Below are 19,074 nucleotides of genomic sequence, written 5' to 3' on the forward strand. Positions count from 1 at the left end.
GCTCGCTCCCACATGGATTGTGTAGAACCCTGTGGGAGCGAGCCTGCTCGCGATGGGGCCCGACAGGCAATAAAAAGCCTCAGGCCTTATCGAGCGCCTGAGCCGCCGCCAGCACGGCATCCACATGCCCAGGCACTTTCACACCGCGCCATTCCTGGCGCAGCACGCCGTTCTTGTCGATCAGGAATGTGCTGCGATCCACGCCCAGGTATTCCTTGCCATAGAGCTTTTTCAGCTTGATCACATCGAACAATTGGCAGATGGCTTCGTCCTTGTCGCTGATCAGCTCGAACGGAAACTCCTGCTTGCACTTGAAGTTCTCGTGGGACTTGAGGCTGTCCCGGGAGACGCCGAACACTTCGGTGTTGGCCGCCTTGAACTGTGGGTACTGGTCACGAAAGCCCTGGCCTTCGGTGGTGCAGCCTGGGGTGCTGTCCTTCGGGTAGAAGTAGATCACCACCTGTTTGCCTTTCAGGGCAGCGAGGCTGACGGTCTGCCCGCTGGTGGCGGGCGCCTGGAAATCGGTAACCGGCTGGTCGATGGCAACGGCCATGAGCGCTTCCTTACATTGGGTTTTGTGGGCGCCACGGTTCGATCAGGGCGTCCAGGTTCATCGCATCGGCGAAGTCCAGGAACTGATCGCGCAGCCAACTGATCTGGGTGCCGGCCGGCAGGGTCACGGTGAACGTGGCGTTGAGCATGGTGCCGCCGGTCTGTGGAGCCTGGTAGGTGTCGCAGGTGAGGTTCTCCAGCTCGACATGGTGGTCCATGAAGAACTGGCACAGCTCGTTGATGATGTCCGGCCGGTAGGCCGAGCTCACATAGGCCACGTAGGGCAGGGCCTGTGGACGGTTTTCCAGCGCTGCGCTGCGCACCACGTTGACGGTGAAGGTGTGCTTCTTGGCCAATACCGGCAGGCTGCCTTCCAGGCGGGCCAGGGCGTCCCAACTGCCGGAAACCTCAAGCACGAGTGCACTGCATTCGCCGTGGCGAGTCAGGCGTGAGGTCACGACGGCGCAGCGGTTTTCATGGCTGGCGCGGCACAGGACGTTGGTCAGCTCCATGGGGTTGGCGCCAAGGGCACTGATGACAAGGAATTGTTCGCGGACTGTGGGGGTGGACATGCAGCATTCCTAAAGCGATGAGCGGTCGATACCTACACCACCCTGCACGGCGCCGGCCTGCGAAAGCGAACGACTCAAGCCCGGTGCCTGGGGTTGCGCGGCATTCCGCAACAGAGGGGAATACGCCAGGGCAAACGCAGGATCGGGGCTTGTGGCGACGAAAACGGAGGCTGGGAACCGGCCTGTGAGCGTGTTGGTACCGATCAAAGTCTGAAGGGTAGCGAAAACCATCGCCAAGGGGAATGGGAGTTCGCTTGTACAAGCATCTTGGCGCCAGTACCATTACGGCTCTCTTTTTCCGGCAGGAGCGGTTTCATGATTGCGGGCAGTATGGTGGCACTGGTCACACCCATGGATGCACAAGGGCGTCTTGACTGGGCCAGCCTCAGCAAACTCGTGGACTTCCACCTTGAAAACGGCACCCATGCCATTGTCGCCGTCGGTACCACCGGCGAGTCTGCGACCCTCGATGTCAACGAGCACATCGAAGTCATCCGTGCCGTGGTCAAGCAGGTCAACGGTCGCATTCCGGTCATCGCCGGTACTGGCGCCAACTCGACCCGCGAAGCTGTCGAGCTGACCCGCAACGCCAAGGAAGCCGGTGCCGACGCCTGCCTGCTCGTCGTTCCGTACTACAACCGGCCTACCCAGGAAGGCCTGTACCAGCACTTCAAGCATATCGCCGAAGCGGTCGACATCCCGCAGATCCTCTATAACGTTCCCGGCCGCACCTCCTGCGACATGCAGGCCGAGACCGTGATCCGCCTGTCGACCGTCCCGAATATCATCGGCATCAAGGAAGCCACCGGCGACCTGAAGCGCGCCAAGGCCATCCTCGATGGCGTGGGCAAGGACTTCATCGTGCTGTCCGGTGACGATCCGACGGCGGTCGAGCTGATCCTGATGGGCGGCAAGGGCAACATTTCCGTCACCGCCAACGTCGCGCCGCGTGAAATGGCCGACCTGTGTGAAACCGCGCTCAAGGGCGACGCAGAGACCGCACGGGCCATCAACGAAAAACTGATGCCGCTGCACAAGGACCTGTTCATCGAAGCCAACCCGATCCCGGTGAAGTGGGCGCTGGTGGAAATGGGCCTGATGCACGAAGGCATCCGCCTGCCGCTTACCTGGCTGAGCAACGCCTGTCACGAACCGCTGCGGCAGGCCATGCGCCAGTCCGGCGTCCTGGTTTAATTGAGGAAGTACACCGCATGAAGCGAATTGCCGGACTTTCCGCACTTGCCTTGATTATCTCCAGCACCAGTGGCTGTGGATGGATCTGGGGCCCGGAAGGTTACTTCCGCGATCGTGGTAGCGATTACCTGAACGCGCAACAGACTGCACCGATGCAACTGCCGCCGGATGTCCATGTCGCCAAGCGTCTGGATCCGCTGCTGCCGATCCCACGTAACGTGGCCGACGACACCACCAAGGGCGAATACGAGGTTCCTCGTCCGCAGCCGCTGTCGGCCATCGCCGATGCCAGCGACTACACCCTGCAGAAGAGTGGCGATTCACGTTGGGTCATGGCCCAGCACCCTCCGGCCGAAGTCTGGCCAGTGGCGATCCAGTTCTTCCAGGACAACGGTTTCCGCATCGATGAACAGCGTCCGCAGACCGGCGAATTCACCACCACCTGGCAACACGCCGATGAACTGTCCGCCGCCATGGGCAAGCGTCTGAGTGCCGCCGGTGTCGCCAGCGACAGTGAATCCCGCGTGCGGGTGCGTATCGAGCCGGGCGTGCAGCGCAATACCAGTGAAATCTATGTGGTCAGTGCCGAGCGTCCTGCCGGCAGCACCGCCGACGTGGCGTTCACCAACCGTTCGGTCAATACCGGCCTCGACGCTGCGCTGGTGGACGACATGCTTGCCAGCATGAGCCGTTCCGCAGAGCAGGGCGGTTCGGTTTCGATGCTGGCTTCCCGGGATTTCGACACGCCGAGCCGTGTCAGCCTGACCGAAGACGGCAGCGGCAACCCGGTGCTCAACGTCGGCTCCGACCTGGACCGTGCGTGGTCGAGCGTTGGCCGTGCGCTGGAGCAGGGCGAATGGCGGGTTGAAGATATCAACCGCAGCCTGGGCCTGTACTACATCAACCTCGCCGAAAAAGCCGAGAAGAAAGACGAGAAGCCCGGCTTCTTCAGTGGTCTGTTCGGCGGCAAGCCGAACAAGGAAGAAATCGAGGCCCGTGCCGAGCGCTATCAGGTTCGTCTGAGCAAAGTGGGCGACAACGTCCAGGTGACCGTCGAGAAAAATATCAACACCGTGGCGCCGGCCGAAGTGGCCCGCAAGGTGCTGGGTGTGATTCAGGACAACCTGGGCTGATCCGATGCGTTTTGCCGTTCTCGGCAGCGGTAGCCAAGGAAACGGCACGCTGGTAGCCAGCGCCGGTACGTATGTGCTGGTCGACTGTGGTTTCTCCTTGCGGGAAACCGAGAAACGCCTGTTGCGCCTGGGTGTGCATCCGGCGCAACTGAGCGCGATACTAGTGACCCACGAACATGCCGACCACGTGCATGGCGTGGGTTTGCTGTCCCGGCGCTACAATCTGCCGGTCTACCTCAGTCGTGGAACGTCGGAGGGCCTGCGCAAGCCCATCGAGCCAGCCGGTTTCGTGGCCGGTGGCGAGCAACTGCGCATCGGCGCCCTGGACATCGACGTGGTCAGCGTGGCCCACGATGCCCGGGAGCCGACGCAGTATGTGTTCAGCGACGGCGAGCGGCGTTTCGGCTTGTTGACTGACCTGGGGTCGTATTGCGACAGGGTCATGGACAGTTATCGGGATCTCGATGCCTTGATGATCGAATCCAACCACTGTCGCGACATGTTGGCTCGTGGTTATTACCCGTACTTTCTCAAGCAACGGGTAGGCGGGGAACGCGGACATTTGAACAACCACCAGGCGGCGTACCTGGTGGCCGAGTTGGGCTGGCAGGGCTTGCAACACCTGGTCCTGGCCCATCTGAGCAGCAAGAACAACCTGCCGCAGCTGGCCCGGCAATGTTTTGTCGACACCCTTGGGTGCGACCCGGACTGGCTGCAACTGGCCGATCAAGATTCAGGGCTCGACTGGCGACATATCGCCTAGCCCATCTACTTAGCAAGCGGAGCCCATCATGGAAAAACGTGAAGAACTCTACCGCGGCAAAGCCAAATCGGTTTACAAGACCGACGACGCTGACCGCTTGATCCTGCTGTTTCGCAACGACACCTCGGCGTTCGACGGCAAGCGCATCGAACAGCTGGACCGCAAGGGCATGGTGAACAACAAGTTCAACGCCTTCATCATGCAGAAACTCGAAGCCGCCGGCGTGCCGACCCAGTTCGACAAGCTGCTGGGCGACAACGAATGCCTGGTCAAGAAACTGGACATGATCCCGGTGGAATGCGTCGTGCGTAACTACGCCGCCGGCAGCCTGGTCAAGCGCCTGGGTGTGGAGGAGGGCATGAAGCTCAATCCTTACACCTTCGAGCTGTTCCTGAAGGACGACGCCAAGGGCGACCCGTTCATCAACGAATCCCACGTCGTGGCATTCGGCTGGGGCACCGCCGAGCAACTGGCGCGCATGAAGGAGCTGTCCCTCAAGGTCAACGAAGTGCTGAGCAAGCTGTTCGACGACGCCGGCCTGCTGCTGGTGGACTTCAAGCTTGAGTTCGGCGTGTTCAGCGATGGCTCCATTGTCCTGGGCGACGAATTCAGCCCGGACGGCTGCCGTCTCTGGGACAAGGCCACCAAGAAGAAGATGGACAAGGACCGCTTCCGCCAGGGCCTCGGTGACGTCATCGAAGCCTACGAAGAAGTCGCCCAACGCCTGGGTGTGCCGCTGTAATCGACGCAAGCATCTGATAGCACGGAAAAAAATTCGCTCGGGGGTTCGCTTCCGGCGAATGTGCTGGTATGATGCGCGCCACTGGAGAGATGCCGGAGTGGCCGAACGGGACGGATTCGAAATCCGTTGTACTGGCGACAGTACCTAGGGTTCAAATCCCTATCTCTCCGCCATATATAGAAAAGCCCCGAGTGCTTAGCCGCCTCGGGGTTTTTTGTTTGGGGGGATTTTTGGGGAATGGATGCTGATGTCATTCCCCCATGCTCACGTCATTATCGACGCATCGGCTACTACGAATAGCGCGACGAGGTCTGGAGAGCCCAGATCCATCGTAGGGGATCTCATGACGACACAGGGCGCGGGCTGGCTTAAGTCTGATATGAGTTTTCCTTTTGTCTGGTCATCCATCAGTCTCGCCTTTTTGTTACATCATCATGCTTCCTTTATTCGGCTTTGATAGTGTTAAATGCATTCCTCCTGAACCATAGTGATCTACAGTGATCCTACAGAGGGCACGGAGAAGCCCTATAGGGCTGTGCTCACTATGATGGGTACAGGCTACGTCCTGCTAACACTGCAGGAAAAATTTTGCGATGGAGAGAAGTCATGTCTAAAGGCAATGTCGTCTCGTTTACCGAAAGAAAGGCGGAGATCCAAGCAGGTATCGAATTTCTTGATCTGCTTGATAGGGATATCAAGGAAAATCCTGAGGATATCCAGCCTATCCCTCGCGGTCTGTTGCAGCGAATCCAAGCTATTCGCAATCAGGCAGATGATAATCGTCGTCGCGAGCTGCAAGAAGGCTAAGCGTGACCGAAAGCACGATTCATATCGAAAATGGGTGGGCACTCTATGCTCACCCATTATTCATTGCGCGTCTCGAGGAGATCACCGTCTCCGTCGAGCGGGTTATAGCTAATGACCCGGAAGGCTTTCACCATCATCCGGTTTATAAGTTGTTCGATGCAGTGAGCGCGAATATCCTCATAAATGTTCCGTCTGATCCAACCCATACCTGCTATCGCCAAGGTAAAACGCTGGGGCGGGATTTCAAGCACTGGTTTCGAGTAAAGAAGCAAGGGATGCCTCCACGGTATCGCTTGTTTTTTCAGTTCAGATCCGAGGCCCCGAAGACTATTATTTACGCGTGGCTCAATGATGAGAAAACGCTGAGGAAGGATGGCGACAAAAATGATGTGTATGCAGTTTTTACCGCAATGCTCCTAAACGGGAAAATGCCGAACTCCTACACAGACCTGATAGCTGCTTGCGAAGTCTTGGAATACGGAAGTTCTACGACGGGGACAGAAGAAGAATAAAGCCGTTCGCTGCTTATAAGGCCCAGCTACGCCGCTGGGCTTTTTCGTTTCAGGCGTTTGGTTCAGAGCTGCTCAGTCGGCAACCGATGCCGGGGCATTTACCGAACAAAGCCCGCCATCAGCTCCCCCGCTGTATCTGCTCCAATATCTGGCTGTCAGTGATGTTCATGTCGTCTTGCAGCAAAAACATCTTGCTCAGCACTTCGGTCATTTTCCGGTCGGTATCGGCGAACGGCAGGTAGAGCTTGGGAGCGCTGGCGCCGGCAGGGACGATGCACAGGTAGTTACCGGGTTCGATATGGATGGCTGCGCTGCCCAGATGAATGCGGTAGTTCGCGCGCTGGCCGGTAATGTGCAGGAAATGACCCTCACATTTGACGTTTTGCAGTCCCAGCCCCTGAATCAGTTCGTCGATCAGTTCGGCGCGTCGCTGCAGGGTTTCGTGACTGGTGCTGTAGCCGTCCGCGGCGTGGGCCACGGAAACCAGCAGGTCGGCATCACGCATGACTTCCGAAAACAGCAGGGGCGGTACCTGTTCAAGCGGCAGCGCTTTCTGGTCGCGATAGAACGCAATCGTGTCGAAAGTGAAGTGTTCCGTTTCTGACAGGTAGTGACCGGTATCCAGAAAGTTGAACGTGGCGTGGATGCCGTGTTCCTTGCTCTCGTAATAGATATCGTCGACGCTTGAGGTCGACCAGTTGCGGACCTGCAGCAATCGCGCGGCTACTTTGCCTCTCAGGCGGTGGCCGACAAATCGATTGGACCACAAGCGCGTACTGCGCTCGGCGGGGGTCAGCAGATACAGCTCGCGAAAGGCCTGCTTGAACGGCTGTACGCGGCGACGGCTGACGACTTCTTTCTGCCAGGCCGACAGTTGTCCTGCGGTGAACAGATGAAAAGGGTGAGCAATGCGCAGGTTCTGTTCAATGGCGTATTGACGGCCCTCAAGGTCGGTCACCGTCAGTGTTGCGCTGTCGAGCCAGCCCAGCACCGCGTCATCGGCTTGCACGATCAGCTGTTCCAGCAGCAGGCGAACGGCGGGCATCCTCAGCAGGGTTTTCAGGACATCCAGGGTCAGGGTTTCGCCGCTGCTCATCATCGTTTCCAGGGTGCGGCAGAAGCGTGCGATCTGTTCCTGGAGTTGGGTCTGCTGGGCTTTGAGGGCGACGAAGTCAGCGTTTTTGCGAATCGCCGGCGGTGCGCTCTTGAGCGTCTTTCCGGCTTTGCAGATGCGCAACGTGGGCGACAAGCCGTCGATCACCAGCGTGACGTCATAGCCCTCGACGGTGGCGGCTGTCAGGGCGGATTCGGCGATCTCCGATTCCATGGCCCATTCCAGGCGAATCGCCGAGGGATAACCGGCCACACGCGCCAGGTTTTCCAGCCCCGCCTGAATCGCCGCGTGGGAGTTTGCCTGTCGTTGGGGGCCGTATTTACGCACCTCCTTGTGCAATTTCTTGAGCGTCAGGTAGCGCTGGCGTACGTCGTCCGAATGCGTGACAGGGAATAACCCATAGATGCGCATTGCCGGCTGAGCGTGGCGGGTCAACTTCTTTTCCAGTGCGGGTCGTCCGATACCTTGATAGGCGTCGAGCAGCACGCGGGTTTCGGGAAACGCCCAGTGCGAGGGGGCGAGTACGGCGAGGTATTCGCGCAAGTGCTCCGGGTCGGCTTCCGTCAGCGCCTTGTCCAGCAGGTAGCGGTCCACCACACCCACGGTTGCATCCAACGTATTGGGCAGGTCGCTGCCCCAACCGGACTGAGGTGCGAGGGCGATGTTCAGGTATTCACGCTGGAAGGCTTGCAGATCACCCCAGCCGAGCGCGTCGAGTACCACTCGGCTGGCGTGCCCGGCGTAGGGCAGGGCGGTCAGCAGGGTATTTCTTGAAAAACCGGCCAGCGACGCGAGCAGCTCTGCCGATTGCTCTCTGGGCAATGCCTGGAGCGACAGGAAACGTTCGAGCACCGCGGCCGTATTGCCGAAGCTGTCATGAAAGGTGTCAGGTGTCATGCCCAGCCGTTCGATGACCGCCAGGGCCAGCAGCACCCAGCGGGTCTGATAGACCTCCACCGAACGGAAGGTGTCGGCCAGCTTCTCGGCATTATCGGGTAATCCGGCCAGGGCGTCCTCGACATAACGAACGGTGAAATTCGCCAGTTCGGGTGGCACGTCGGCCGACCCTTCAATCAGGGGATGTTCACTTTGAGGTTGTTCCGCCTTGAATCCCTCGTCCTCAGGGGCCCCGTCATCTGGGGCGTCCTCGTCGAACGTTTCACCAGCGTACCGATTCAGTTCCAGGTCATCGCTGTCGAGCCCCGTGTCGTCTGTATAGAACATCATGGCGCGCCCCCAGGTGTTGGCTGCCCGGACGAAGCGAGGGTAATCGAACTGGCCAGCTTCCATCAGGCCCAAAGCAATGCGCTCGATGTCCTTGTGCACGTAGGTATACGCGTCGGCGACTCTCCTTTGCTCTTCATCAGGCGGGGAAGGTGGCTGCACACGGTTCCAGCTGCCGTCCAGCAACCATTCGGCGAACGTCTGCCAGGCCGGAGTGGGCGGGTAGTTGCTCAGGCGGTTGATGCAGTCCGACACATCGGGAAAGGCCCAGGCGTGTTCCGGACGTCTTTGGTAATAGGCAGGATCGTCGTCACCGGTGGGCAGTGGATAGTCGCTGTCCTCGAAAGCAAATTGCAGCATGTGTTGCAGCCGTGCACCGATCTGCTCCAGTGCGTAAGCATCGGGGTAAGCAGTGATCCACGCATCGCAGATGCGATATTGCAGGCCGTAGCGCTGTTGGTCGCGGCGGTCTTTCAAGTCATCCCAGACGGTCGGGAACACAAAACCGTCGGCCAGTGCCCTGGCGCCTTCCTCTGGCTGCTGCCTGACCCAGTCGTTGGCAATGCGCAGGAAGTCGATGCCATCCCAGAAATCGAGCTCGCATTCGTCATGGCGACTGAGTTCGGGATAGGTATCCAATGCGCTGTCACAGAAGGCTCCCAGTGCAGCGAGGCGTATGGCTTGGTCGGGCACAGGACGACGTGATTGCATGAGGGGTTCCGAAGAAATGAACGACAGGAATCAACCGCCAACCAGCGGCATCAGACGGATAAACGCAATCGTGGAAGGGGGACTCAAATCGATGAGGTCATCCAGGTTCTGCAGCATGAGGCCATTGTGCAGGATGCGGAATGCGAGGGTTTCAAAGCCCTTCAAGGCGCGCTCGATCTCGACGTCGAGGTCCAGTTGGGGGAATGCCTTGGCTTGCGGCATGAGGATTGCGCCTTCACTCGCTTGCTGGCGGATGTCCCGCTCGCTCAGGTACTGGCGATCAAGCACCTCGCGTACGGACGCCTGTTCCAGCCAGTGCTGGACCGACAGCGTGGCAATCTGTTCGGCAACGGTGAGGCGAATGAGCTCGGCGACCGTCAGGGGCGACGAGGTCGGTGTCAGGGTGACGGGGGGAAGCAGAGGCTCCTGACGTGCGCCTTTCAGGCAATAGCTATGAACCACCAATTCCATGAGGTACCTCTCGCAAGCCAGGCCAGCCGGGCAGCAGCTTAGCATCTTGCGGTCAGTGTGCCTAAAGTTGGAGTGGGTCCGTGGTGAGGGAGCGAACCCTAGCGCGGATCAACGTTATCCAGCGCCCGATTCGCCAACGATTTGCTCAACTCGATGACAGCCATGAGCCATTCAACCGACCATTTGTCCTGAATATCCCCACACCTGTTAGTTCTGACAGTAGCCAGTCTCCCCGGTCTGGAGTGTGATAACGGCGTCCCGAGAGGATAACGGCCTGCCACTCACCAGGAGATCATGATGGATATCCAATCCAGCACATTGAACGATTTGTTCGAACTATACCCTGTGATCGTTCCGGGTTGGGTGTCTCCAATCAAACCGCCCGATCTCGCTCATGGCGGCATTCCGAAAAGTCTCTACGACGACCAACCCCGGGGCCTTGAGTGCCTGATCGATCCGTGGAACGAGCTTCAGCGTCGTGGCTGGACAATGGCGGAAGGCGATCGTGTCGACTTGTATGTCAATGCCGATCCCACTCCGGTGGCAGGCGGCACCGTCAATCCGGGAGAGGAACAACTGCGCATGCGTTTGTATGTGCCCCAGGGACGGTTGCTCAATGGCGTCAACCGGCTGTACTACATAGCGACCCGCCCGAGTGGGGACTTCGATAACTCCAGGGATTTGAACGTGCTTTATCACCTGCGGGCTCCCGGTGAGCCGGCGCCCGATGGACTGGACCTGGTGATTCCTCCCGACGTCGTCAGCAATGGCGTCAACGCCGAGCGAGCGGCCCAAGGGGTGGCATTCGGTTTCAACTACAGCAACCGCCGTGACTACGACCGTATTCGTTTCCTGCTGGGCAATGCCACCGTTGAGTGGGAGATTGCCGACGCCTCGATACCGGAAGTGAACACCCTGTTCACCGACACATTCCAACAGGCGGGCGACAATCCCAACACGCTGGTGGAGTTTCTGGTGTTCGATCAATTGGGTAACTTCAGCCGGTCGTCGGTCAAGCGCCTGGACATTCATCTCGGCCTACCCGATCAGGACCTGCCCGCTCCCCTCGTGGAGGGTGTGGCTGAAGGCGGTACGCTGGATCCCTCGCTGATCGTGCAGGTCTGGACCCGGGTCCCGGGGGACGCATTGCTGGTCGGCGATGGGATCGTGGTGACCTGGACGGATAAAAACGGTGTGGTCGCCCGATATGATTCTGTAGAAAAACCCTACACAGGGAATGACCTGCCTAATAATTACCTGCGCTTCTTGATTCCATCGACGGACGTCCAGCGATTTATCAACACGGACGTGACCGTCACCTATACCCGCAATCGCAATGGAACCCTCACCGGGCCATCCCTGCCGTTCAATATGCATGTTGGCGTACCGGTGGTCCTGGAGCCCTTCAAGATCATGGGTGCCCGTTTCAACCGCACAACCTACCGGGCTTCAGGATGCTCCAGGTTGTTAAGTGCTTTGCATGCCAACACGCAGCAGCCGCTGGCGGTTGAATGGAAGTATGCGGATGAGCCCACCTGGAGCGCGCCGGCTACCACTTGGCGCGACATCCAGCCGTCCAAGGTGTTGCAGGTCCGTTCGAGCAGTCAGGAAGCGATGCTGAACCCGGCGAATATCTTCGGCAATGGGGTCGATACCTTGACCGAGGGCGGCGCGGCTTTTGCTGCCCTGCTCGATCGGGGCGATGTGGTGAGTTGGGGAAACCCGGCGTTTGGTGGCGCGGCTCCGCTTTTGAACAATATCGTCGATGTGAGCTGTACCCAGAGCGCCTATGCGGCCGTTGACCGCTCGGGCACGGTGCGGGTCTGGGGCGATCCGACCGCAGGTGGTCGGATGGGAAGCGTATCGGCTGCAGGCTTTGCCGAGATCGTCGGCAATGGCAACGCCTTCGGCGGTCGCAAGACCAACGGCAGCGTCGTGGCCTGGGGGGCGAACCGGGACAACGATCTGGTGCCGGCACCGATCAATAGCTACCTCGATATCTCTAATGTCTATGCCACTTCCCAGGCTTTCGCGGTCCGTCGTCTGAACAATCCGGTCGCGGCCTGGGGGATTGCCGGTTACGGTGAAACGGCTCCTCCAGGGCTTAATGACGTGGTGGACATCATAGGCTCTTTCGCGGCCTTCGCAGCCCTGCGTACCGGCGGCAGAGTGGAGGCCTGGGGCAATCCCGCCTACGGCGGTAGCTTACCTGGCGGGCTGTCCGGAGTCGCCCAGCTTGCTTGCGCCAATGCCCAGGCGTTCTGTGTTCTGAATACCAACCAGCAGGTGGTGAGCTGGGGCTCGGTGGAATATGGCGGAGGCGGCGCGCCGCAGCCCAATAGCGGTGTTGTCGAAGTGGTCAGCACATGGCGGGCGTTTGCCGCGCGTCGTGGTGATGGTTCCGTAGACGCATGGGGACGACCCAACGAGGGGGCGTCGCTCCGGCGGGGTTGACGGGGGTCGTACAGATCGCCGGCAGTTCCGAGGCGTTTGCGGCGTTGCGCAGTGACGGCACCGTCGTTGCCTGGGGTAATCCGGTGGTGGGTGGAACGATTCCCGGCGCCACGTCCCAACGACTGGTCAATGTTCAGGCCCTTTATGCCAATTCCCATGGCTTTGTCGCGTTGACGGCCAGTGGCGATGTGGTTGCCTGGGGACATGCGACTGGCGGTGGCAACAACGATTCGGTGTACGGACAGTTGCGGGGCAACGTGTCCTACTATCGCTCGCCACCGGCACCGAGGGTGCTGGCGGCGCAGGCCGAGCATGCGTCTGTAGGTTCGTAAACCGAATATTCCGTGCTTATCCGAGCAGGCGTCTCTGGGCGCCTGGCTTCCTGTCTTTGCGAGGTGTCACCATGTCCGATACCCCTGGCCAGCGTGTGGTAAACCTACCGCCTCCCTCCGTGGATGAAGCGCCCGACGGCGTCCTGGATCCTGTCGATATCCCACCGGACGGGGCTCGTGTCCGGATCAGGCGTGATGCCGCCGACGTCAACTGGCAGAGAGTGTTCGTGTTTGTCGGGCCCGACTATGAGAACGAGCTGCCGGTCGGAACGAACATCAAGGACGTGGTGTTCTACGTCGACGCTGAATATTTCGTTGCCGACGCCGAGGGGGGCGTGCCCATCCGTTATGAGGTGTTGATGCTCGATGGCAGCACGCAGCCCTCGGATGAGTTGCCGCTGCAAATCGCGGTGGGGTTCGGGGACGCGGCGGAACTCGATCTCAGCGAGCATCACTATGTCGCCGTCGCCGACAAAGCCCCATTGACGGTACCGGCCTATGCCCGGATGACACGGGAAGCAACCTGGGGCAGCCCGCCTTATCGCTATGCCAGCAGCGACGACTATGTGGCCGATGTCGATCCCCAGACAGGTGAAGTGACCGCCAGGGGCAATGGCCAATGCACGATCACGGCCACCGACAGCCTGAATCAACCGCGTGCCTATTCGCTGACGATCTCGGGTATCCGGCAACTGTATTACTTGAGTTCTGGTGCTGACTGGCAGGGGATGGTCCGGGTCTGCGCCAGCGCCAGCCTGGACCCGGTCACCCTGGTGGACATCAAGCGACTTTGGTCCTTGTATTCCGCCGGTAACGGCCCCGTGGCGCAGTACCTGGGCTGGCTGAATTATCCATTCTGGACCGGCGACACATTGGGCGCCGGTACTGCCTGGGCCTATGACCTGAATGGCGGGGATGTCAACGCCAATGCCACGGCATTGACCACCGATACCTTCCTGCCCGTTCTGGGCGCTTCGCGCGGTACGTCTTGAAGACTCGCCTCAGAGGAGTTTTTTGCCATGAACGATATCCATGCCGACGCCAGGCAAGGCGCTTTGCTGCCGCCCCCTTCTGTGATGGGGATGGAGCAGAACGCTGTGCTCGATCCCGAGTCGGTTCCGCAGGGCGCCCAGGTGACTGTACCCCGGGATGGCCTGATCGAAGGCGACACTGTGTGGTTTACCTGGGCAGATACGGCGGGGGGTGTGACGGCATACACCGATGAGAAGCCTTATTCGCGTAACGATATAGGCAAACCTTTGTTTTTCATCGTGCCCCAGGCGCAGGTCCGGCGGTTTCTGGAACTGGCCGTGACCCTGACTTACGAAGTGGAACACCTCGCCGGAGGCGATAATGAGCAGTCCGAGGACTTCGGCTTGCGAATCGCCAAACTGCCGTTGCCGATGCCCATCATCGTTCAGGCCAAGGGCGATCAGTTGAATCCGGAGGATCTGTCCAGCGGTGCGACGCTGCGGATCGCTCCCGAAGCCTGGTTGAAATCCGCTGATGTGGTTCAGGTAACCCTGGCGGGAGCGGCGGGCACGGGCAGCACTGTATTAACGCATTCAGTGTTGCCGAGCGAGGCGGGAGGCGCACTGTACATCGATATTCCCTACACGGTGATCAGTGCCAACGAAGGCCGCTCCATCGTGCTGACCTATACCGTCAACGGAGGCGAGCCGGGCCCCGAGGCCCGGTACGAGGTCAAGCGCGATATCGGCTCCGGTGAGATACGGGTCATGGGGGCACGTTATAACCGTGGCCTGTATCGATGTTCGGGATGTTCGCGGCGGTTGAGTGCGTTCCAGACGTCGACCGGACGGCCCGTCCTGGTGCAGTGGCAATACGAGGGCGACGATGGTTGGGTGGCCGGCACGACTTTTCAGGACCGCGACTCTTCCAGGCCCTTGCATGTACGTTCCACCGATTATCAGGTCACTTTGAACCCGGGAAATATCTTCGGTAGTGGCCTCGATGGCGTGCTCACCGGCGATGCGGCCTTTATTGCCCGTCGGGACATCGGCGATCTGGTGGGCTGGGGCAATGACGCCGAGGGTGCGAAGATCCCGGCGACCATTATCAGCATGGATGATATCGCCGAGGTGAGTGCCACGATGGGCGCTTACGCCGCGCGCCGTGTCAATGGCAATGTAGTGACCTGGGGGATGACGACCCATGGGGCGACTATGGGCGGTGTGCCGAGAACCGGATTCACCCAGGTAGTGGGTAATGGCGCAGCCTTTGCCGGCATAAGGGACGGCGGGCAGTTGGCGGCCTGGGGCGATGCGGCCAGCGGTGGTCTGCTGCCAGAGCCTGTCGAGGAATGCAGCGATATCGTCAAGGTGTGTGGCGGCTCGTTGGCTTTTGCGGCCCTGCGCAGCACGAGGCAAGTGCTGGCCTGGGGAGCCGTGGCCAATGGCGGCGAGCTGGGCGAAGACATCGGGCAACTGGACGACGTCGAAGAGGTGATCGGAAATTATGCGGCGTTCGCTGCCTTGCGTGGCAATCATCGGCTGGTTGCCTGGGGTGGCGCTGAGCAAGGCGGAACGCTACCGCAAGAAATTGCCTATCGCGATGATGTCATTGAACTCAGTTGCGCCACTGCACAAGCCTTCGTCGCTCGGTGTGCCAGCGGACATGTCATCGCCTGGGGGGCCGCGACACACGGTGGCGTGCTGCCGGAGCTGATTCAGGATCTGGACGATATCGTCGAAGTGACCTCCAATTGGCAGTCTTTTGTCGCACGTCGGAAAAATGGTCATGTGGTGGCCTGGGGAACCGTGGAGACCGGAGGAGAGGTCAGCGATGAGATTGCCCGGATGAATGACATCGTCCAGGTCACAGGATCCTCCAAAGCTTTCGCCGCTCTGCGTAACGATGGCAGCGTCGTGGCTTGGGGGGACGTCACCGTCGGTGGGAATGTGGGACCGGTGGCCGGAGTGCTGGTCAATGTCCGGGCAATCTATGGCAACTCCCATGGGTTTACTGCCTTGACCGCCGATGGCCGAATGGTGACGTGGGGGCATGCCGCGGGTGGCGGTGACAGTGAAGCCGTTCAGTCATTGCTCCAGGGTCGGGTTTCCTACTATCGGTCCAGGTCGGAATCCGTGTGACAGGAGGCCCGATCATGAACGCTTGCTTGCGCTTTGGAATAGTCCGTCGGGTGGTCAAGCCCCTGCTGTTGTTATTGCTACTGCAGTGCTCGATGGTCCAGGCCGTAACCGGGCCGGAAGTCGCTCAGTTGCTCAATACCCGCTATAGCAGCACCCCGCAGGCGTGCCCCGGCAACCATGCGGCCTATTTCTGCAGCGGAGTGCTGGTCAGTGGCCTGATGGGTGGATTGCCGATCAGGTTCTGGGAGCATACCGACAACGCCATTGCCCTGGGTGCCCGCAGTTTTTCCTACCTGCGCCGCGACCAGGGCATCCGCAGCCTGACGCAGGACGGCGGCATGGTGTTCAGCGATCCGTTCACGGCCATCAGCCAGGGAAAATCGCTGGATGTGTTGTGTGCCTATCCGCTGGTGACTTCGATTCACGGCAATTATGGATGTGGAACTGGAGGCTCTCTGGACGACCCCGGTTCTTGCGCGGCGTTGGGCGTGAGCGATGCGGCGGGCTGGTTGACGCACTTCCAGCAGCAAGGCCAGCAACCGGCTTTGCAATGCTCGCTGAGCAGCCGGATCGCGACGCAGTTTCGTGCCAGCCTGTTGGCCCATGAGCAATTGGGCGGCAGTTGGGTGACCCAGCCCAATCAGGTGCAGATCCGCAACTGGGATGCCCAGGCTCCGGCACAGGTACCTGTGCAGGCGTTGTTCTACGACACGACCCGGCCTGGTGGATTGCGCGTGGCCCAGCATAACCAGCGCGACTATCACGCGGCTACAGGCCAATGGCTGCCGATTCTGCGACTGGACCTGGCGGGCGTCGATGGCGCCGTGTTCGGCTTCAATTTGCAGGATCAGTTGTATCTCGGTTATGAAGTCGCCCGGCGACTCAGCGCCCGTTACTTCGATACGGCGATCACGTGTGCGGATGGCCGGCCCTCATTCTATTGCAATGGCGTCCTATTGAGAGGAACCGATGCCACCGCGCTTTATCACTCATGGAACCCCAGCCATTACTCCATCGCCAACGGTGGTGTTTCCACCACGTTCTTACGCGCGGATTCCCGGGTGCCACGGCCTGTCTGGCCCCAAGGTTTTCTCTTCAAGGAAGTCGCCGCTCCGGCGATCCATCCTACGACCTTGCGTTGTGGTTATCCGTACGATGGCCACACAGGGCTGATGCCTGATCCCTGCGCGGGTTATGGCCGCTGTGCCGACTTGGGGGTCAACAGCCTAGAAACCTGGATGCAGCTATATCAAGCGCGACCCTACGAATCCTGCAGTTTTGCCCCCACGGCCGATGGCCTTCAATTGCTGATGGAGGTGCGCAAGACAGCTACGATGCCACCTTACGATTGGAACGAATTCATCTTGTTGACCTGGCCGCAGGATATTCCCGAGCAGTTACCGATCGATGCGGTTTTTTACAGCCACGAGGCCTATTACCCCAATAATAGTTTGGCCGGTGCGCGGTATCTCCAGGATGACTATTTCAAGATGACGGGGCGCTTCTGGCCCATTGTGCAATTGGACCTGAGGGCAACGGATGACCTGGTATTCAGCTTTACACCGGATGACCAGTGCCTGGCTGACAGTTGTCCACCTCCCCCACAAGCTGCGGGAGTCCAGAGTATGGAGTCCTGGTTTCGCGAGCACGGACAATGACTACACGGACGGCCGCGATGCAAACGCCTTCATTCTGGCCTGGCAAGATCCTGACTCTGATAGCGTTCCTGTTTGTATTGACGGCCCAGGCCGTCACGGGACCGGAAGTCGCTCAGTTGCTCAATACCCGCTATAGCAGCACCCCGCAGGTGTGCCCCGGCAACCAGGCCGCGTATTTCTGTAGCGGCGTGCTGGTCAGTGGCCTGATGAGTGGATTGCCGATCCGGTTCTGGGAACATACGGACAGCGCCATCGCCCTGGGCGCCCGCAGTTTCTCCTATCTTCGCAGCGATCAGGGCATCCGTAGCCTGACCCAGGACAGCGGCATGGTCTTCAGTGATCCGTTCACGGCCATCAGCCAGGGCAAATCGGTGGACGTGCTCTGCGCCTATCCGCTGGTGGCGTCGATTCAAGGCAATTATGGATGCGGAACCGGAGGTACGGCGGATGATCCGGGGTCCTGCGCGGCATTGGGCGTGATTGATGCGGCGGGCTGGTTGACGCACTTCCAGCAGCAAGGCCAGCAACCGGCTTTGCAATGCTCGCTGAGCAGCCGGATCGCGGCGCAGTTTCGTGCCAGCCTGTTGGCCCATGAGCAATTGGGCGGCAGTTGGGTGACCCAGCCCAACCAGTTGCAGATCCGTAACTGGAACGCCGAGGTGCCGGGGCAGGTGCCCGTGCAAGCATTGTTCTACGACACATCCCGGTCCGGCGGACTGCGGGTGGCCCAACGCAACCAGCGCGACTATCACGCGGCTACGGGGCAATGGCTGCCGATTCTGCGATTGGATCTGGCGGGCGCCGAGGGGGGCGTGTTCGGTTTCAATTTGCAGGATCAGTTGTATGTCGGTTACGAAGTGGCCCAGCGGTTGAATGCCCGTTATTTCGATACGGCAACTGTCTGTCCGGGGAATAGAGCTTCGTTTTATTGCAATGGAGTGGTATTGAGAGGGACTGATGCAACCGAGGCCTACCGATCCTGGAATCCCAGTCCCATCTCCCAGGGCAACAATGGGGTATCCACCACCTTTATCAGGGTCGATTCACAAGTCCTGAAACCGGTCTGGCGTCAGGGATTTATCTTCAAGGAATGGTCGGCCCCCGCCGCTTATCCATTGACCATGGGCTGCGCTTACCCTGTCGATGCCGGAACCTCCAACCTGGCGGAGGCGTGTTCATCCCATGGCGTCTGTCTGCAAATGGGTATCGACAATGTAGATATCTGGATGGCCCGTTATGCCGGCAATCCCTACGTATCCTGCAGTTTTTCAACGACCCCGGAGCAGATCCAGCTGACGCTCGACATTCGTGTACGTCTGGGAGACTGGGATTGGAACGAATTCATGGTCAGGACCTGGCCGCAAGACATTCCCGAGCAATTACCGATCGATGCCGTGTTCTATGGCGAGGCGCTTTTTCCTGGCGACGGTCCCGTGGGTTCTCGTTACCTGCAGGATGATTATTTCAAGGCAACGGGGCGATTCTTACCCATCGTCGAATTGCGCCTGGACGCACCGGATGGCCAGGTATTCAGGTTCACTCCCGAAGATCAATGCCTGGAGAGCAGTTGCCCGGCACCTCGGGTAGCGGTCATGGGTAGACAGCGCTTTGGTCCGAAACTGGAACGGTATCTAGACCCATAGCAACGTCGCTTCATTCAGTCGCGATCCCACCTGTCCCTGTTCAGGGCTTTGCATGACTTTATGAATCCTGTGCCAAGGA

Annotated in this window: 16 protein-coding genes and 1 tRNA gene; 13 read left to right on the forward strand and 4 right to left on the reverse strand. The window is 59.7% G+C overall.

Annotation, left to right across the window (positions count from 1 at the left end):
* Positions 1 to 79 precede the first annotated feature (79 nt).
* Positions 80 to 553 carry a peroxiredoxin gene (locus PCOSP_RS07615; RefSeq protein WP_175386890.1) on the reverse strand — a complete coding sequence of 158 codons (474 nt, stop codon included), beginning with the start codon at positions 551 to 553 and terminating at the stop codon, positions 80 to 82.
* A gap of 10 nt (positions 554 to 563) precedes the next feature.
* Complete coding sequence (locus PCOSP_RS07620; RefSeq protein WP_041020812.1) at positions 564 to 1,124, reverse strand: glycine cleavage system transcriptional repressor; 561 nt, start codon at positions 1,122 to 1,124, stop codon at positions 564 to 566.
* Between the two features lie 315 nt (positions 1,125 to 1,439).
* Here PCOSP_RS07620 and dapA point away from each other — a divergent pair, with 315 nt between their 5' ends.
* From dapA to PCOSP_RS07655, 7 genes are all read left to right on the forward strand, one after another.
* Positions 1,440 to 2,318, forward strand: coding sequence for a 4-hydroxy-tetrahydrodipicolinate synthase (gene dapA / locus PCOSP_RS07625; RefSeq protein WP_464710753.1), 879 nt, complete (start codon positions 1,440 to 1,442; stop codon positions 2,316 to 2,318).
* Positions 2,319 to 2,335: 17 nt separating this feature from the next.
* A complete protein-coding gene (gene bamC / locus PCOSP_RS07630) occupies positions 2,336 to 3,451 on the forward strand; it encodes an outer membrane protein assembly factor BamC (RefSeq protein WP_139649663.1) in 1,116 nt (371 codons plus the stop codon).
* Positions 3,452 to 3,455: 4 nt separating this feature from the next.
* Complete coding sequence (locus PCOSP_RS07635) at positions 3,456 to 4,214, forward strand: MBL fold metallo-hydrolase (protein ID WP_139649661.1); 759 nt, start codon at positions 3,456 to 3,458, stop codon at positions 4,212 to 4,214.
* Positions 4,215 to 4,242: 28 nt separating this feature from the next.
* A complete protein-coding gene (gene purC / locus PCOSP_RS07640) occupies positions 4,243 to 4,956 on the forward strand; it encodes a phosphoribosylaminoimidazolesuccinocarboxamide synthase (RefSeq protein ID WP_016963914.1) in 714 nt (237 codons plus the stop codon).
* An 83-nt stretch (positions 4,957 to 5,039) separates the two neighbouring features.
* Positions 5,040 to 5,129, forward strand: a tRNA-Ser gene (locus PCOSP_RS07645).
* Between the two features lie 433 nt (positions 5,130 to 5,562).
* Positions 5,563 to 5,763 carry an AbrB/MazE/SpoVT family DNA-binding domain-containing protein gene (locus PCOSP_RS07650; protein ID WP_139649659.1) on the forward strand — a complete coding sequence of 67 codons (201 nt, stop codon included), beginning with the start codon at positions 5,563 to 5,565 and terminating at the stop codon, positions 5,761 to 5,763.
* Between the two features lie 2 nt (positions 5,764 to 5,765).
* Entirely contained in the window at positions 5,766 to 6,275 is a 510-nt protein-coding gene (locus PCOSP_RS07655) for a type II toxin-antitoxin system YhaV family toxin (RefSeq protein WP_175386888.1), read from the forward strand.
* Between the two features lie 118 nt (positions 6,276 to 6,393).
* On the opposite strand, the gene PCOSP_RS07660 is transcribed toward PCOSP_RS07655, so the two are convergent.
* Both PCOSP_RS07660 and PCOSP_RS07665 read right to left on the reverse strand, forming a co-directional pair.
* Positions 6,394 to 9,324, reverse strand: a complete 2,931-nt coding sequence (locus tag PCOSP_RS07660; RefSeq protein WP_464710755.1) for a DUF4132 domain-containing protein — start codon at positions 9,322 to 9,324, stop codon at positions 6,394 to 6,396.
* Positions 9,325 to 9,354: 30 nt separating this feature from the next.
* Positions 9,355 to 9,795, reverse strand: a complete 441-nt coding sequence (locus tag PCOSP_RS07665) for a hypothetical protein (RefSeq protein ID WP_464710757.1) — start codon at positions 9,793 to 9,795, stop codon at positions 9,355 to 9,357.
* A 294-nt stretch (positions 9,796 to 10,089) separates the two neighbouring features.
* Between PCOSP_RS07665 and PCOSP_RS07670 the strand changes: the two genes are divergently transcribed.
* The 6 genes from PCOSP_RS07670 (at position 10,090) to PCOSP_RS07695 (ending at position 18,995) form a co-directional block, all read left to right on the forward strand.
* On the forward strand, positions 10,090 to 12,249 hold the full coding sequence (locus PCOSP_RS07670) for an RCC1 domain-containing protein (RefSeq protein WP_464710758.1): 2,160 nt from the start codon (positions 10,090 to 10,092) through the stop codon (positions 12,247 to 12,249).
* On the forward strand, positions 12,207 to 12,581 hold the full coding sequence (locus PCOSP_RS07675) for a hypothetical protein (RefSeq protein ID WP_464710760.1): 375 nt from the start codon (positions 12,207 to 12,209) through the stop codon (positions 12,579 to 12,581). The genes PCOSP_RS07670 and PCOSP_RS07675 overlap by 43 nt, the downstream gene beginning before the upstream one ends.
* A gap of 71 nt (positions 12,582 to 12,652) precedes the next feature.
* Positions 12,653 to 13,573: an Ig-like domain-containing protein gene (locus PCOSP_RS07680; protein WP_464710761.1), complete on the forward strand. Its 921-nt coding sequence runs from the start codon at positions 12,653 to 12,655 to the stop codon at positions 13,571 to 13,573.
* Positions 13,574 to 13,600: 27 nt separating this feature from the next.
* A complete protein-coding gene (locus PCOSP_RS07685) occupies positions 13,601 to 15,694 on the forward strand; it encodes an RCC1 domain-containing protein (protein ID WP_464710763.1) in 2,094 nt (697 codons plus the stop codon).
* Positions 15,695 to 15,708: 14 nt separating this feature from the next.
* Positions 15,709 to 17,352 (forward strand): hypothetical protein, encoded by a 1,644-nt coding sequence (locus PCOSP_RS07690; protein WP_464710764.1) that lies wholly within the window; start codon positions 15,709 to 15,711, stop codon positions 17,350 to 17,352.
* A gap of 17 nt (positions 17,353 to 17,369) precedes the next feature.
* A complete protein-coding gene (locus tag PCOSP_RS07695; protein WP_464710765.1) occupies positions 17,370 to 18,995 on the forward strand; it encodes a hypothetical protein in 1,626 nt (541 codons plus the stop codon).
* The last annotated feature ends 79 nt before the right edge of the window (positions 18,996 to 19,074 follow it).

The organism is Pseudomonas sp. MAFF 730105 (assembly GCF_055380705.1).

What these genes read in the sequence shown, in the direction of transcription:
- PCOSP_RS07615 (WP_175386890.1), bottom strand. Translation starts at nt 553, where the DNA reads ATGGCCGTTGCCATCGACCAGCCGGTTACCGATTTCCAGGCGCCCGCC.
- PCOSP_RS07620 (WP_041020812.1), bottom strand. Translation starts at nt 1,124, where the DNA reads ATGTCCACCCCCACAGTCCGCGAACAATTCCTTGTCATCAGTGCCCTT.
- dapA (WP_464710753.1), top strand. Translation starts at nt 1,440, where the DNA reads ATGATTGCGGGCAGTATGGTGGCACTGGTCACACCCATGGATGCACAA.
- bamC (WP_139649663.1), top strand. Translation starts at nt 2,336, where the DNA reads ATGAAGCGAATTGCCGGACTTTCCGCACTTGCCTTGATTATCTCCAGC.
- PCOSP_RS07635 (WP_139649661.1), top strand. Translation starts at nt 3,456, where the DNA reads ATGCGTTTTGCCGTTCTCGGCAGCGGTAGCCAAGGAAACGGCACGCTG.
- purC (WP_016963914.1), top strand. Translation starts at nt 4,243, where the DNA reads ATGGAAAAACGTGAAGAACTCTACCGCGGCAAAGCCAAATCGGTTTAC.
- PCOSP_RS07650 (WP_139649659.1), top strand. Translation starts at nt 5,563, where the DNA reads ATGTCTAAAGGCAATGTCGTCTCGTTTACCGAAAGAAAGGCGGAGATC.
- PCOSP_RS07660 (WP_464710755.1), bottom strand. Translation starts at nt 9,324, where the DNA reads ATGCAATCACGTCGTCCTGTGCCCGACCAAGCCATACGCCTCGCTGCA.
- PCOSP_RS07665 (WP_464710757.1), bottom strand. Translation starts at nt 9,795, where the DNA reads ATGGAATTGGTGGTTCATAGCTATTGCCTGAAAGGCGCACGTCAGGAG.
- PCOSP_RS07670 (WP_464710758.1), top strand. Translation starts at nt 10,090, where the DNA reads ATGATGGATATCCAATCCAGCACATTGAACGATTTGTTCGAACTATAC.
- PCOSP_RS07675 (WP_464710760.1), top strand. Translation starts at nt 12,207, where the DNA reads ATGGGGACGACCCAACGAGGGGGCGTCGCTCCGGCGGGGTTGACGGGG.
- PCOSP_RS07680 (WP_464710761.1), top strand. Translation starts at nt 12,653, where the DNA reads ATGTCCGATACCCCTGGCCAGCGTGTGGTAAACCTACCGCCTCCCTCC.
- PCOSP_RS07685 (WP_464710763.1), top strand. Translation starts at nt 13,601, where the DNA reads ATGAACGATATCCATGCCGACGCCAGGCAAGGCGCTTTGCTGCCGCCC.
- PCOSP_RS07690 (WP_464710764.1), top strand. Translation starts at nt 15,709, where the DNA reads ATGAACGCTTGCTTGCGCTTTGGAATAGTCCGTCGGGTGGTCAAGCCC.
- PCOSP_RS07695 (WP_464710765.1), top strand. Translation starts at nt 17,370, where the DNA reads ATGCAAACGCCTTCATTCTGGCCTGGCAAGATCCTGACTCTGATAGCG.